We start from the raw sequence: 14,378 nt of genomic DNA on the forward strand, positions 1-14,378 counted from the left end.
ACGGTCATCGTGAGGGTGTTCGGGCGGGGTGTCCGGCGGGTGCCCCGCCGGCGGGCGGGCGGGGCGGCCGGTGCCGGACGGCCGGGGCGGCCCGGGAGGGCGGCGGCGCTGTCGGCGGTGTCAGTGGCGACCGCTACGGTTCCCGTATGGCTGCCCGTACGAAATCCGCGAAGGACCGTCCGTCCTACCGATGCACCGAGTGCGGCTGGACGACGGCCAAGTGGCTCGGCCGCTGCCCCGAGTGCCAGGCGTGGGGGACGGTCGAGGAGTACGGCGCGCCCGCCGTGCGGACGACCGCCGCCGGACGGGTCTCCACCGCCGCGCTGCCCATCGGGCAGGTCGACGGCCGGCAGGCCACCGCCCGCTCCACCGGCGTCTCGGAGCTGGACCGGGTGCTCGGCGGCGGGCTGGTGCCGGGGGCCGTGGTGCTGCTCGCCGGGGAGCCCGGGGTCGGCAAGTCGACCCTGCTGCTCGATGTCGCGGCCAAGGCGGCGAGCGAGGAGCACCGCACCCTCTATGTCACCGGTGAGGAGTCGGCGAGCCAGGTCCGGCTCCGCGCCGACCGGATCAATGCCCTGCACGACCATCTCTATCTCGCCGCCGAGACCGATCTCGCCGCCGTCCTCGGCCATCTGGACGCGGTCAAGCCGTCGCTGCTGATCCTCGACTCGGTGCAGACCGTCGCCTCCCCGGAGATCGACGGCGCGCCCGGCGGCATGGCACAGGTCCGGGAGGTCGCCGGGGCGCTGATCCGGGCCTCCAAGGAGCGGGGCATGGCCACCCTGCTCGTCGGCCATGTCACCAAGGACGGCGCGATCGCCGGGCCCCGGCTCCTGGAGCACCTGGTCGATGTCGTCCTCTCCTTCGAGGGCGACCGCCATGCCCGGCTCCGTCTGGTCCGGGGCATCAAGAACCGCTACGGCGCCACGGACGAGGTCGGCTGCTTCGAGCTGCACGACGAGGGCATCACCGGACTGGCCGATCCCTCGGGCCTCTTCCTCACCCGCCGGGCCGAGGCCGTGCCCGGCACCTGTCTGACGGTCACTCTGGAGGGCAAGCGCCCGCTGGTCGCCGAGGTGCAGGCGCTCACCGTCGACTCCCAGATCCCCTCGCCCCGGCGGACCACCTCCGGTCTGGAGACCTCACGGGTCTCGATGATGCTCGCGGTGCTGGAGCAGCGCGGCCGGATCAGCGCGCTCGGCAAACGCGACATCTACAGCGCCACCGTGGGCGGAGTGAAGCTCTCGGAGCCCGCCGCGGATCTCGCCATCGCCCTCGCGCTGGCCTCCGCGGCCAGTGACACCCCACTGCCGAAGAACCTGGTCGCGATCGGCGAGGTCGGCCTCGCGGGCGAGGTCAGACGGGTCACCGGGGTGCAGCGGCGGCTCTCGGAGGCCTTCCGGCTGGGCTTCACCCACGCCCTGGTCCCCACCGACCCGGGGAAGATCCCCGATGGGATGCTGGTGACGGAAGTGGCCGATGTGGGAGAGGCGCTGCGAGTGCTTCCGCGCGGCCGGAACCGATCGGCGGAGGGGCGGTCCGGAAGTGCCCCCGACGGCTCATCGCGCGCGGAGCGCACGGACGCCCCACGGGGCGACGACACTCGCCGGTAGACTTTGCCCTGGTCTCGCCCATCCGTACGAGCCGGAGGAGTGCAGTGGCAGCCAACGACCGGGCAGCGTCACCCGGAAAGTCCGGCGCGGGCTCCGGCAACGAAGCACTGATCCGCGCCGCCCTGAGCGCGGTGGCTCCCGGCACCGCGCTCCGCGACGGCCTGGAGCGGATCCTCCGCGGCAACACCGGCGGGCTGATCGTCCTCGGCATGGACAAGTCCGTCGAGTCGATGTGCACGGGCGGTTTCGTGCTGGACGTGGAGTTCACCGCCACCCGGCTGCGTGAGCTCTGCAAGCTGGACGGAGCGCTCATCCTCGACAAGGACATCGGCAAGATCCACCGGGCGGGCGTGCAGCTCGTCCCGGACGCCTCCATTCCCACGGAGGAGACCGGCACCCGGCACCGCACGGCGGACCGGGTATCCCGGCAGTGCGGATTCCCGGTGGTCTCCGTCTCCCAGTCGATGCGGCTGATCGCCCTCTATGTGTCCGGCGAGCGCCGGGTCCTGGAGGAGTCGGCGGCGATCCTCTCCCGCGCCAATCAGGCGCTGGCCACCCTGGAGCGGTACAAGCTCCGGCTGGACGAGGTCGCGGGCACCCTCTCGGCGCTGGAGATCGAGGATCTGGTGACGGTCCGGGATGTGACGGCCGTCGCCCAGCGGCTGGAGATGGTCCGCCGGATCGCCACCGAGATCGCCGAGTACGTGGTCGAGTTGGGCACCGACGGGCGGCTTCTGACGCTTCAGCTCGACGAGTTGATCGCGGGCGTGGAGCCCGACCGCGAGCTGGTGGTCCGGGACTATGTGCCGGAGCCCACCGCGAAACGATCCCGCACCGTGGACGAGGCGCTGTACGAGCTGGACTCGCTCACCCACGCCGAGCTGCTGGAGCTGCCCATCGTGGCGCGGGCGCTCGGCTACAGCGGCTCCCCGGAGACCCTGGACTCGGCGGTGTCGCCGCGCGGTTACCGGCTGCTCGCCAAGGTTCCCCGGCTGCCCGGGGCAATCATCGAGCGGCTGGTGGAGCACTTCGGCGGATTGCAGAAGCTGCTGGCGGCGAGTGTGGACGACCTCCAGACCGTGGACGGCGTGGGCGAGGCCCGGGCCCGGAGCGTCCGGGAGGGCCTGTCACGGCTCGCCGAGTCGTCCATTCTGGAGCGGTACGTCTGAGGGTCTGGAGCGGTACGTCCGAGGGCGGTCCGCACCGGGGTGTCCGGGCGCCGGGGCGACCGGCACCCCGGCGGGGGTGTCAGTCGCGTTCCAGGCGGATGGAGACCTGCGCCGGTGCCTCGCCCGCGATACGGGCCTCCGCCAGATAGGTGCCGGCGCGCACCGCGCCGGCCGGCGGGGTCGCGCACTGCGGGGCGCTGCGCACCCGGTCCCACTCCACGACATGGGTGACGGATCCCCGCGCCGGGACCTTCAGCAGCAGGGCGCCGCGCGTGCGGGGGCAGTCCTTCGACGACCACACCTTGTCGCCGCCGTCATCGGCCGAGGTGATGGTGAGCACCGCCGCCCGGGGACCGAGATCCGCCTTGCAGGCGGTGTCCGAGCTGTTGGTGACGACCAGTCGGAAAGAGGGCTTCTCCCCCGGCTCGTAGGGCACCTTGGGGGTGTTCAGGGCCAGGGTCAGCTCACTCGCCCGGCAGTTGGGCAGCGGGGAACCGGCCGGAACCCGCTCCCCCGGCGAACCTCCGCCTCCCGTGCCCCCGGTGCCGGAGCCGCCGCCCGGCCCGGAGCCGGTGCCGGTGGAGCTTCCCGTACCGCCGGAGTCGGTGCCCCCGGTGCCGTCCGGGCCGCCGGAACCCGGCTGCCCGGAGCCCGGCCCCGATTCGGTGCCCGTGCCGCCGGTCTCCTCCCGGCCGCCCGGTTGCTCGCTGATCGCGGTGCCCGACTGCGAGGGACCCGGCGTGATGGTCGAAGGCGAGGATGTGGACTTGCCGTTGGCACTGTCCTGCTTGTCCCCGCCCCCTCCGCGCGAGGTGAGCGCCCAGATGGTCAGCACCGCGAGCAGCGCGACCAGTGACAGCGCGATTGCCCTCCGTCGCCAGTAGATGGAGGAGGGAAGCGGCCCGATCGGATTGCGCAGAGATCCCACGGAACGAACTCTACGAGAGATCGCGGCCAACTCCGGTCCCACCCGCCGCTCAGGCCGGAAGTTCTGCCGATCATCATCATGGACCGATCGGATCTCGCCATGAATCACGCCATCGGAGGCCGTCCCTGACGCTCCGTCCCCTACTTTCGCCGGGTCGGCCGGAGACCATCGGCAAGGGTACGGGTTCCGGCCACCGGGTACGGTCGGTGCGCATGGACAGCAGTATCACCGCCGATCTCTATCGGGACATCACCGACTTCGCCGACTCCACCCCCGCCTGGTTCCAGCTTCTGGCCAGGCTCTGGACGGAGGGCGGCCTCCTCCTCTTCGGGGTCCTCCTCGTCGTCGTCTGGTGGCGTGCCCGGGGCGGCGGCACCTCGGACATAGCCCTGGCCGTACTGGCCCCGCTCGCCACCGCCGCCGGCTATGTCGTCAGCGAGTCGGTCAAGACCGTGTTCGACGAGGAGCGGCCCTGCCGGGCCCTGGACGACGCGCCCGCGCCCCTGCTCACCTGCCCGCCGACCGGTGACTGGTCCTTCCCCAGCAACCATGCCGCCATCGCCGGCGCCGCCGCGGTCGCCATCGTCCTGGCCTGGCGCCGGCTCGCCCCGCTGATCGTGCCGATGGCGCTGCTGATGGCCTTCTCCCGGGTCTTCGTCGGTGTGCACTACCCGCACGACGTGCTGGTGGGCATGGTGGTCGGCGGCCTGGTGGCGGCGGCCCTCATGTTCGGTCTCGGCCGCCCGGCGCGGTCCCTCCTGGCCGGAATGCGCGCCAGCCGCTCGGGCCCGGTCGCCTGGTTCGCCGGACCCGGTCCGCGCACCGGCGCCCGCACGGCCGCGCCCGCCGGCTGACCCCCGGCGGCACGGGGCGCCCGCCCCCGCCGCCCGTCCCGCGCAGATGTTCCGCACACGGCCGGCCCCGACCGGGGCCGGCCGTCCCGCTTCCCCCATCGCGTGTCCGCACTCCGCCGCTCAGCCCATGGCCCGGAGCGTATGCCTCCGAGCGTCCCGGGAACGTGCCAGGATCACAGGGCCATGACTGACACCACCACAGACCTCACCGCGGCCGACGCCGCCGCCCTCCACACCCCCGTCATCGCCTGGTTCGCCGGGCACGCCCGCGACCTGCCGTGGCGGCGCCCCGAGGCGGGCGCCTGGGGTGTGATGGTCAGCGAATTCATGCTCCAGCAGACCCCGGTCAGCAGGGTCCTCCCGGTCTACGAGCAGTGGCTCGCCCGCTGGCCCCGGCCCGCCGATCTGGCGGCCGAGGCGTCCGGCGAGGCGGTCCGCGCCTGGGGCCGGCTCGGCTATCCGCGCCGTGCCCTGCGGCTGCACGGAGCCGCGCAGGCGATAGCGGAGCGGCACGGCGGTGACGTACCCAGCGATCACGCGCAACTGCTCGCGCTGCCCGGGATCGGCGAGTACACGGCGGCGGCGGTGGCCTCCTTCGCGTACGGGCAGCGGCATGCCGTCCTGGACACCAATGTGCGCCGGGTGCTCGCGCGCGCCGCGAGCGGGGTGCAGTACCCGCCGACGGCGACCACAGCCGCCGAGCGCAGGCTCGCCCGCGCCCTGCTGCCGGACGACGAGGCGACCGCGGCCCGCTGGGCGGCGGCCTCCATGGAGCTGGGCGCCCTGGTCTGCACCGCGCGGAACGAGGACTGCGCCCGCTGTCCCATCGCCGCCCGGTGCGCCTGGCGGCTGGCGGGGAAGCCCGCCCACGAGGGTGCCCCCCGGCGCGGCCAGACCTACGCGGGCACCGACCGCCAGGTGCGCGGCAAGCTGCTGGCGGTGCTGCGGGAGGCGCACGGCCCCGTACCGCAGTCGGCGCTGGACGCGGTCTGGCACGAGCCGGTGCAGCGGGCCCGCGCGCTGGACGGGCTGGTCGCGGACGGCCTGGTGGAGCCCGTCGACGGCGGGATGTACCGCCTCCCCGCCTGACCCCGGGCCGGTCCCGGACGGTTCCCCGGCCGCCCCGCACGGCGGTTCCGCGCACCGGGGCGCGGCGCCGTTCCCCGGACAACAGCAGTCGAAACCTGCGCTGTTACACAACCGATGGATGGCCGTGCGCCCGCCGACGGCTTCTCCGCACAACGCCGTGACAACCGCTCCGTAGCTTCTGACATGCAGCGAACACAGTGCAGGTCACGGGGACGGAGGCGGTTGGAATGGCGCACGGCGAGGTGCTCGGCTTCGAGGAGTACGTACGCACCCGGCAGGAGGCCCTGCTGCGCAGCGCGCGGCGGCTGGTGCCCGACCCGGTCGACGCCCAGGACCTGCTCCAGACCGCGCTGGCCCGCACCTACGGCCGCTGGGACGGGATCGCCGACAAGTCCCTCGCCGACGCCTACCTCCGCCGGGTGATGATCAATACCCGGACCGAGTGGTGGCGGGCCCGGAAGCTGGAGGAGGTCCCGACCGAGCAGCTTCCCGACGCCTGTGTCGAGGACGGCAGCGACCAGCGCGCGGACCGTGCCCTGCTGATGGATGTCCTGAAGGTGCTGGCGCCCAAGCAGCGCAGTGTGGTCGTGCTGCGGCACTGGGAGCAGATGAGCACCGAGGAGACCGCTGCCGCGCTGGGCATGTCGGCGGGTACGGTGAAGAGCACTCTGCACCGGGCGCTGGCGAGACTCCGCCAGGAGCTGGAGAGCAGGGACCTGGAGGCACGCGCTCCGGAGCGCGGCGAGATCCACCGGGTCCCCGCGCCCCGCCGGGCGCGGACCGCACGGGGTGGACTCAGTGACGACGAGCGGGGGCAGGAGCGGTGCGCGGCCTGAATGGCCTGAGGAGGGGATCCGGGGTGTTCCCGGTGTCCCGGTCGGCTCCGTCGGCCCTGTTTCCGGGTCGCCCGGCGTCCCTGGCATCCCCGGCGTCCCCGGTGTCCCCGGCGGACGGCCGGGCGGCCGGGGTGCCCGGCGGGGACCGGGGGTCCGGGCCGGAGATACCCGGGCGCGGGGAAGGACGGAAGCGGCGGCGGAAAGACGGCGGCGGGGCGGCGGCGGGGACCGGGATCCTGGTCGCGCTCGCCGCCATCGGGCTGTTCGCCACCGGATGCTCCACCGGCGGCACGGGGGTGGAGGACGAGGGCCCGGTCCACCCCGAGTCCAACAAGAAGGCCGCCGCCTCCTCCGTGCCCGCCACCGGGGAGAGCGCCGAGCGGCGCAAGGTCAACCCCGTGGCCATGATCAGATCGGATCCCAAGGTCAGCGCCCGGATCAAGGCCGACCTCAAGCCGTGCAGCCGGGACAGCTATCCGGTGGACACCGCCTACGGCAACCTCACCGGCGGCCTCGTGCCGGATGTGGTGATCAATGTGATGACCTGCAACGAGGGCTCGGGGGTCGGCACCTATGTGTACCGGCTGGAGGGGACCGAGTACCGCAATGTCTTCGCCAACGAGGATCCCGCGGTCTACGGGTCGATCGACCGGGGAGATCTGGTGGTGAACCAGCAGATGTCCATCGGCAATGATCCGCTGGGGCCGCCGGACGCCGAGGAGGTGTCGACCTATGACTGGGTGAACGGCGAATTCACCAGGATCCACTTGGTGCGTCACGAATTCACCAGCAACGCCGGCCGGGGCGAACTGATCGCCCCCGAGCCGCCGAGCCAGAGCGAGAACTGAGAGAACCCGATGGCCGAGACACATGTCCTGTTCGTGGAAGACGACGATGTCATCCGCGAGGCGACCCAGCTGGCGCTGGAACGCCATGGGTTCATGGTCACCGCCATGCCCGACGGGCTGCTGGGCCTGGAGGCGTTCCGGGCGAACCGCCCCGACATCGCCCTGCTCGATGTGATGGTGCCGGGGCTCGACGGCGTCAGTCTGTGCCGGCGCATCCGGGACGAGTCGACCGTGCCCGTGATCATGCTGTCGGCCCGTGCCGACTCGATCGATGTGGTGCTCGGGCTGGAGGCGGGGGCCGACGACTATGTCACCAAGCCGTTCGACGGCGCCGTGCTGGTCGCCCGGATCCGCGCCGTGCTGCGCCGGTTCGGCCATGCCGGCGGCGGCCCGGACTCCTCCCCCGGCACCGGCCAGCCCCAGGGCGCGCTGCTGACCTTCGGCGATCTGGAGGTCGACACCGAGGGCATGGAGGTGCGCCGGGGCGGGCTGCCGGTGGGGCTGACCCCCACGGAGATGCGGCTGCTGCTGGAGTTCTCCTCGACGCCCGGCACCGTACTGTCCCGGGACAAGCTGCTGGAGCGGGTCTGGGATTACGGGTGGGGCGGCGACACCCGGGTCGTGGACGTCCATGTGCAGCGGCTGCGCACCAAGATCGGCCAGGACCGGATCGAGACGGTCCGCGGCTTCGGCTACAAACTCAAAGCATGAAGCGGTTCGTTCTGCGCACCGGGGTCCGCTGGAAGATCAGTTTCGCCATCGCGGCGGTCAGCGCGCTCATCGCGATGGCACTGAGCGTGGTCGTGCACAACGCCGCCCGGCTCTCGATGCTCGACAACGCGCGCTCCACCCAGCTGGACCGGGTGCTCGACGCCCAGCGCTGGTACGAGTCGTCCAAGGGCGGCGAGCCGTCCCGCGGCACCAAGATCAATGACCCGAAGCTTCCCCGGGAGCTCCAGCGGCTGATGAAGCAGCACCGGCGCGGCAGCTATGTGCACGACGGGCCGGGCAGCGCGCCGCAGATCTGGGCCGCGGTGCCGCTGGCCAATGGCGAGGTGCTCTCGCGGCGATCCGAATTCCCCGAGCGCAGCGCCCTCATCCTCAAGGATCTCGACCGGGCGCTGATCATCGGCTCCGTCTCGGTGGTGCTCGGCGGCTCGGCGCTGGGTGTGCTGATCGGCGGACAGCTCTCGCGCCGGCTGCGGAAGGCCGCGGCGGCGGCGGCCACGGTGGCCGAGGGCAATACGGAGGTACGGGTCCGGGACTCGATCGGCGGTGTCGTACGGGATGAGACCGATGAGCTGGCCCGTGCGATAGACGCGCTCACGGACGCGCTGAACGCCCGGATCGAGGCGGAGCGGCGGGTCACCGCGGATATCGCGCATGAGCTGCGGACCCCGGTGACCGGGCTGCTCACGGCGGCGGAGCTGCTGCCGCCGGGGCGGCCGACGGAGCTGGTACGGGACCGGGCGCAGGCGATGCGGACGCTGGTCGAGGACGTTCTGGAGGTGGCCAGGCTCGACAGCGCGTCGGAGCGGGCCGAGCTCCAGGAGATCTCGCTGGGCGAATTCGTGTCCCGGCGGGTCCGGGCGCTCAATCCGGATGTGCCGGTGGAGGTGCTGCACTCGGCCTGGGTGAACACCGATCCGCGGCGGCTGGAGCGGATTCTGCTGAATCTGCTGACCAACGCGGCGAAGTACGGCAGGGCGCCGATCGAGGTCACGGTGGAGGGCCGGGTGGTACGGGTGCGCGACCACGGTCCCGGCTTCCCGGAGGCGCTGCTGCGGGAGGGACCGAGCCGCTTCCGCACGGGGGCGAGCGACCGGGCGGGGACGGGGCACGGGCTGGGGCTGACGATCGCGTCGGGGCAGGCGAGGGTGCTGGGGGCACGGCTGACGTTCCGCAACGCGGCGCCGGAGGGGGATGAGGCGGGGGGCCCGGGGGCGGGCGGGGCGATCGCGGTGCTGTGGCTGCCGGAGCACGCGCCGACGAATACGGGAAGCTTTCCGATGCTGGGGGTCGCGGAGTGAGCCGGGGCGCGCACCCCGGGCGGCGGGCGGGCCGAGGCCGTCCGGGCCGGGGGCGGGAGGCAGCGCACCCGCACCCGGGGCGAGGGTCCGTCCTCAAGCGCCGGGCGGGCCGAGATCGCCGGGGTACGTCCACGAGCGCCGGGCGGGCGGACGCGGCCCGGGGAACGGGAACGGCCCCGATGCGAGGGCATCGGGGCCGTTGGGGTGTCCGGGCGGGACGGGTCAGATGGTGACGCCCTCGGAGCGCAGGTGGGCCACCGGGTTGATCGCGCTGCCGTAGTTCGGGGTGGTGCGGATCTCGAAGTGCAGGTGCGGGCCGCTGGAGTTTCCGGTGTTGCCGGAGAGGGCGATCTGCTGACCGCCGCTGACCTGCTGGCCGACCTTCACGTCCACCCGGGAGAGGTGGGCGTACTGCGAGTAGGTGTCGCTGTCGTGCTTGACGACGACGGCGTTGCCGTACGCGGGACCGTCACCGGCGCCGTTCGGGCCGGCCTTCACGACGACACCGGGGCCGACGGACTTCACGGGGGTACCGGTCGGGACGGCGAAGTCCTGGCCGGAGTGGTTGCTGGCCCACATGGCGCCGCCCTTGCCGTAGGTGGCGCTGACGACGTACTGCGTGACCGGCTTGGTCCACCCGGAGGCGGACTTCGCGGCGGCCTTCTTGGCCGCGGTCTTCTTGGCGGCGACCTTCTTCGCGGCGGCCTGCTCGGCCACAGCGGCCTTCGCGGCCGTGGCGGCCTTGGACTGGGCCTGGGCCTGGGCGGCGACAGCGCTCGCGGTGGTCGCCTGGACAGGGGCGGTGGGTGCGGCGGCCGCCACACCGGTCTCGGCGGCGAACGCGGCTCCTGCGCCCAGCACCATCGACGCTCCCAGACCGGCTGCCAGCACGGCGGAACGGGTACGGAGAACGGACGGGCTGATACGACGGGAAGTGCGCGACATACGAGGAAAGCCTCCGGGCAAAAGGGAACCCCGGCACGGGAAGTGCGCCGGGATGTGTTGGCCATCCCTTGGTAACCGAAACGCCCAGATCACCTCAAGCCCCCCATCTACGACATTCCGTCGTAGACGAATCGCCCGAAATAAGTTCCTTGACAGCTTTTCTTCATGATCGAAAATCGCGGATGCCGACGGTCGGCACAGCCGCGCCGGACCGGACTCCGCCGCAGCCGGGGAGCCCGTCCGCCCCGCACCGGCCCCGGCCGCCGGGCCGTCCGCCGGTGCCGGGACCAAAGTCCCGGCCGGGCCGGATCCGGGACTCCGGAGCGGAAGCGGAACGCTGCTACTGCCCCGGCTAGTAGGCCCTGTGGGGCCTGTGTGCCTTGTCACCGGCCGACCCCCCTGGCCTGTGGCCCGGGTCACCCGCCAACTGCCCCTTCCTGTGGGCCAGGTCACCGGCGGACCACCGGCGCGGGAGGTCCGGAAGGACCCCCAACACCCCCGCGCGGTGGCCCGGGTCACTCCCCCGCACCCCCGGAAGTGGCCCGGACCACTCCCGCGGGGCTCCCCGAGTGGCCCGGGTCACCCGCGTACCGCCCCAAGGGCGCCCGCCCATTCACCGTTCGGGCCCCGCCCGCCGCCGCTAAGGTCGGCCCGGGGGCCGGATCGGGGGAAGGCTGAGCATGGGTACGGGCGCGTCGAAGCGGGTGGTGGCGATCCGGGCCGGACGCCAGGGCACAGGCGTACTGCTCACCCCCACCCTCATCCTGACCTGCGCACATGTGGTGCGGGACGGAGATCCGCCGGACATCTGGGTCGCCCATCCCGGGCGCCGGACCCGTATCCGCTGCTCAGTGGTGTGGTCCGGTCTCTCCGCGCGGGAGAGGCTGGTGCCCCGGCTGACCCGGATGGATCTGATCGACCGGCTGGACGCCGCCCTGCTGCGGGCCGAAACAGAGGTGATCACCCCCGCTGAGCTGGGAACACTCCGCTGGGGCCGCCCCACCGCGGATGAGCCGCTGGCCGGCTGCCACACAATCGGCTTCCCCGATCACCAGCGGTACGGACCCGGCGACCGCCGGGAACGGCTCGATCTCGGCCAGTACCGGGGCAGCGTCCTCCCCCTGGCCGGGCGGGTGAGGGGCGCCCTCACCTTCTGGCTGGACCACTCGCCCGGCGCCGCTCCCCCGGGCGGCACCTCACCGCTCGCCGGGCTCTCCGGCTCCCCCGTCTTCGCGAGCGGGACCCTGCTGGGCATCGTGTCCCAGGTGCGGGAGACCGACGGCGGGCGGCATCTCGAAGCCGTACCGGTCGCGGATCTGGAACCCGTGCTGACCAGGTACGCCCAGCTCCCGGAGCTGGAGCGGGTGAGCGGCCTGCACTCCGCCGACACCCCCTTCGAGGAGGGGTACGCGCGCTCCCTCAAAGCTCAGTACAGCCGTATGGAGATCTTCGGCATCGACGAACTCGGTGTCAGCGAGACCAGCTGGGATCTGGACACCGCGTATCTCAGCCTGGAGGCCGCCCCGCTGGAGAGCGCCGATCGCGCACCGATCGACGGTTTCCCCTCCGGCCCCACCCCACCGCACGACGACGGCTTCCCGCCGGGCCCCACCGGTCCGCGGCGCGTCGAGGAACTGCTCGGCCGCAGCCGGCGCACGCTGCTGCGCGGCGAGGCCGGCGCGGGCAAGACCACCCTGGTCTGGTGGCTGGCCGCGCACGCCGCCTGCGGCACCCTCCCCGCCGAACTCGCCGAACTCCAGCGGCTGGTGCCCTTCGTCGTCCCCATGCGCAGTGTCCAGGCGCGCGGCCGGGGCTTTCCCGGCCCGGACGAGCTGGCCCGGGTCGCGGACCTGCCCATCGGCGACGCGCCCCGCGGCTGGGCGGAGCGGGTCCTGGAGTCCGGCCGGGCGCTCGTCCTCGTCGACGGTCTCGACGAACTCCCGCGCGCCGAGCGCCAGAGGGCCCGCGGCTGGCTGACCGGGCTGCTCCGGCGGTATCCCGCCGCCCGCTGCCTGGCCACCGTCCGGCCCGGCGCGGTGGAGGCGGACTGGCTGACCGCCGAGGGCTTCGCCGATGTGCAGCTGCTGCCCATGAGCGACCAGGACATCAACGCCTTCGTCACCTCCTGGCACACGGCGGCCCGGCTGGAGTGCGCGGCACTCGACCGGGGCCGTGCCGACTCCGAGGCGGACCGGCTCGGCGGCCTGGAACAGCGGCTGCGGAAGGAGTTCGCCGACAATCGCGTTCTGCGCGACCTCGCCCGCGCTCCCCTCCTCTGCGCGGTCATCTGCGCCCTGCACCGCAAACGCGGCGGCCGGCTCCCGCACACCCGCTGGGAGCTCTACCGGGCGACCCTGGACATGCTGCTCGGCAAACGCGACAGCGTCCGCCGGATCGACGCCCCCGAGGGGCTGACGATCGGCATCGAGGAGCACAAGCTCCTCCTCCAGCACATCGCGGTCTGGCTGGTGCGCGGCGGCCGGAACCAGCTGACCCCCGCCCAGGCCGTCACCCAGCTCGACAAGGCGATCCGGGGCATGCCCCAGGTGCGGGAGCAGGGCGGCACCGAGCAGATCCTCACCCATCTGCTCAACCGCAGCGGACTGCTCCAGCAGCGCCGGGGCAATGCCATCCAGTTCATCCACCGCACCTTTCAGGACTATCTCGCCGCGAAGGAGCTGGCCGAGACCGACAGTGCGGACGAACTGGTCCGGCATGCCCACGAGGAGCAGTGGCAGGACGTCATCCTGCTCTCGGTCGGCCATTTCGACCGCCGGGTCGGCGGGCTGATCGAGAAGCTCCTCGACCTGGCGGGCGACGTGCTCTCCCCCGCCCTCCTCCTGGCCGGGCGGTGCGCCGCCTCCGCCGTCTTCCTGGACGACACCGTGCGCACGCGGGTGGAACGGCGGCTCCGGGAGATCATGCCCCCGCGCGACTCCGGCCAGGCCAAGAAGCTGGCCGCGCTGGGCCCCTCCGTGCTCCCGCTGCTCCCCGGGCCCTCCGGTTCGCTCGGCGCCGATCAGGCGGTGATCGAGACCATCGCCCTGGTGGGGGACGAGACGGGCATCGAGCGGCTGGTGGAATTCACCCGTCACCCCGACCCGGCGATCCACCGCAAGCTGGCGGACGTCTGGACCTCGTTCCCGGCCGAGCGGTACGCCCGCGACGTCCTCTCCCGGGCCAGCCCGCGCTCCCTGGCGGTGTTCAGCCCGGCCCAGCTCGCGATGGTCGGTCACTGCGCGAGAGTGAGCTCCCTCTATGTGCACGGCGACCACGGCACCCGGGAACTGGACCGGCACCTGCCGGCCGACGGACTGAACACCCTCGCGCTGTACGGGAATCCGGGTGTGACCGACCTCGGCTTCGTGGCGAGCAGGCCCTCGATCGAACGGCTCACCCTTCTCGACTGCCCCGGGCTCCGCTCCCTCGGGGAACTCTCGGACCGTTCGCTGCGGCTGCTCATCGTCTCCCCCGCCGAACTGGCGCTCACCGGACCCCACCCGCGGGTGAAATCCCTCAGCGTCATGGGTGCCGCCCTGATCGAAGGCGCCCGGCTGGCGCACTGGAACACCGTCGAGCTGCTGACCGTCCTCGACCCCGTCCAGGAACCCTCGCTGCTCGCCGCGATCGGCCGGATGCCCGCGCTGACCTCACTCCTGACCACCGCGGCCAACCTCGGCGACCTGGCGGACGCCCGCCCCGTACCCCGGCTCACCGGCCTCTGGCTCCAGGAGCTGACCGAGCCCCTGGACACGGCTCGGCTGGCCCGCGTCTTCCCGTCCCTGCGCCGGCTGGGTCTGCGGCTCGGGGCATCGGCCGCGTACCCCCTCGATCTCACCCCGCTCCGCACCCTGCCCGGCCTGGAGATCTCCATCAACGACACGGACAGCACCCGCCTCCTGCTGACCGGGGCCGAGCACTTCGGCGACCGGCTGAGCACGGACTAGGTGTATTGACCCGCAGGGTTGTTTACGCGGCTGATGGGTGGGTGTCCGCCGAGGGCGGTGTGGCTGCGGTGGTGGTTGTAGGTGTGGAGGAAGTCTGCCAGGGCTCGGGTCCGCTCGTC

11 protein-coding genes and 1 pseudogene are annotated in these 14,378 nt (G+C 72.8%); 9 read left to right on the forward strand and 3 right to left on the reverse strand.

Features of this window, described 5'->3' with window-relative positions:
* Positions 1 to 146 precede the first annotated feature (146 nt).
* Together radA and disA are read left to right on the forward strand one after the other, a co-directional pair.
* Positions 147 to 1,613 carry a DNA repair protein RadA gene (radA, locus tag AAFN69_RS34380; protein ID WP_347732870.1) on the forward strand — a complete coding sequence of 489 codons (1,467 nt, stop codon included), beginning with the start codon at positions 147 to 149 and terminating at the stop codon, positions 1,611 to 1,613.
* 44 nt (positions 1,614 to 1,657) lie between these two features.
* Complete coding sequence (gene disA / locus AAFN69_RS34385; RefSeq protein WP_347732872.1) at positions 1,658 to 2,782, forward strand: DNA integrity scanning diadenylate cyclase DisA; 1,125 nt, start codon at positions 1,658 to 1,660, stop codon at positions 2,780 to 2,782.
* Positions 2,783 to 2,861: 79 nt separating this feature from the next.
* Here the strand turns inward: disA and AAFN69_RS34390 are convergent, their stop codons facing one another.
* Positions 2,862 to 3,710 (reverse strand): hypothetical protein, encoded by an 849-nt coding sequence (locus tag AAFN69_RS34390; RefSeq protein ID WP_347732873.1) that lies wholly within the window; start codon positions 3,708 to 3,710, stop codon positions 2,862 to 2,864.
* A 212-nt stretch (positions 3,711 to 3,922) separates the two neighbouring features.
* On the opposite strand from AAFN69_RS34390, the gene AAFN69_RS34395 reads away from it, so the two are divergent.
* The 6 genes from AAFN69_RS34395 (at position 3,923) to cseC (ending at position 9,367) form a co-directional block, all read left to right on the forward strand.
* Positions 3,923 to 4,564, forward strand: coding sequence for a phosphatase PAP2 family protein (locus AAFN69_RS34395; RefSeq protein ID WP_347732874.1), 642 nt, complete (start codon positions 3,923 to 3,925; stop codon positions 4,562 to 4,564).
* A gap of 183 nt (positions 4,565 to 4,747) precedes the next feature.
* Positions 4,748 to 5,653 carry an A/G-specific adenine glycosylase gene (locus AAFN69_RS34400; protein ID WP_347732875.1) on the forward strand — a complete coding sequence of 302 codons (906 nt, stop codon included), beginning with the start codon at positions 4,748 to 4,750 and terminating at the stop codon, positions 5,651 to 5,653.
* Between the two features lie 227 nt (positions 5,654 to 5,880).
* Positions 5,881 to 6,489, forward strand: a complete 609-nt coding sequence (locus AAFN69_RS34405; protein WP_347732876.1) for a SigE family RNA polymerase sigma factor — start codon at positions 5,881 to 5,883, stop codon at positions 6,487 to 6,489.
* Between the two features lie 101 nt (positions 6,490 to 6,590).
* Positions 6,591 to 7,337: a hypothetical protein gene (locus AAFN69_RS34410; RefSeq protein WP_347732877.1), complete on the forward strand. Its 747-nt coding sequence runs from the start codon at positions 6,591 to 6,593 to the stop codon at positions 7,335 to 7,337.
* A gap of 9 nt (positions 7,338 to 7,346) precedes the next feature.
* Positions 7,347 to 8,048 carry a two-component system response regulator CseB gene (cseB, locus tag AAFN69_RS34415; protein WP_347732878.1) on the forward strand — a complete coding sequence of 234 codons (702 nt, stop codon included), beginning with the start codon at positions 7,347 to 7,349 and terminating at the stop codon, positions 8,046 to 8,048.
* Positions 8,045 to 9,367, forward strand: a complete 1,323-nt coding sequence (cseC, locus tag AAFN69_RS34420) for a two-component system sensor histidine kinase CseC (protein WP_347732879.1) — start codon at positions 8,045 to 8,047, stop codon at positions 9,365 to 9,367. Before cseB ends, cseC begins: the two co-directional genes overlap by 4 nt.
* A 222-nt stretch (positions 9,368 to 9,589) precedes the next feature.
* Here cseC and AAFN69_RS34425 read toward each other — a convergent pair whose 3' ends face one another.
* Positions 9,590 to 10,312 (reverse strand): M23 family metallopeptidase, encoded by a 723-nt coding sequence (locus AAFN69_RS34425; RefSeq protein WP_347732880.1) that lies wholly within the window; start codon positions 10,310 to 10,312, stop codon positions 9,590 to 9,592.
* Positions 10,313 to 10,992: 680 nt separating this feature from the next.
* Here AAFN69_RS34425 and AAFN69_RS34430 point away from each other — a divergent pair.
* A complete protein-coding gene (locus AAFN69_RS34430) occupies positions 10,993 to 14,259 on the forward strand; it encodes an NACHT domain-containing protein (RefSeq protein WP_347732881.1) in 3,267 nt (1,088 codons plus the stop codon).
* Here the strand turns inward: AAFN69_RS34430 and AAFN69_RS34435 are convergent.
* Positions 14,256 to 14,378, reverse strand: a pseudogene (locus AAFN69_RS34435) (IS481 family transposase); the annotation flags it as partial. The gene AAFN69_RS34430 and the pseudogene AAFN69_RS34435 sit on opposite strands and share 4 nt — an antisense overlap.

The sequence above is a fragment of the Streptomyces sp. CAU 1734 genome, assembly GCF_039888735.1.
Taxonomy (GTDB): Bacteria; Actinomycetota; Actinomycetes; order Streptomycetales; family Streptomycetaceae; genus Streptomyces.

Bases quoted from the DNA above. Each gene is read 5' to 3' on its own strand.
- radA (WP_347732870.1), top strand. From the start codon at position 147: ATGGCTGCCCGTACGAAATCCGCGAAGGACCGTCCGTCCTACCGATGC.
- AAFN69_RS34395 (WP_347732874.1), top strand. From the start codon at position 3,923: ATGGACAGCAGTATCACCGCCGATCTCTATCGGGACATCACCGACTTC.
- AAFN69_RS34400 (WP_347732875.1), top strand. From the start codon at position 4,748: ATGACTGACACCACCACAGACCTCACCGCGGCCGACGCCGCCGCCCTC.
- AAFN69_RS34405 (WP_347732876.1), top strand. From the start codon at position 5,881: ATGGCGCACGGCGAGGTGCTCGGCTTCGAGGAGTACGTACGCACCCGG.
- cseB (WP_347732878.1), top strand. From the start codon at position 7,347: ATGGCCGAGACACATGTCCTGTTCGTGGAAGACGACGATGTCATCCGC.
- cseC (WP_347732879.1), top strand. From the start codon at position 8,045: ATGAAGCGGTTCGTTCTGCGCACCGGGGTCCGCTGGAAGATCAGTTTC.
- AAFN69_RS34425 (WP_347732880.1), bottom strand. From the start codon at position 10,312: ATGTCGCGCACTTCCCGTCGTATCAGCCCGTCCGTTCTCCGTACCCGT.
- AAFN69_RS34430 (WP_347732881.1), top strand. From the start codon at position 10,993: ATGGGTACGGGCGCGTCGAAGCGGGTGGTGGCGATCCGGGCCGGACGC.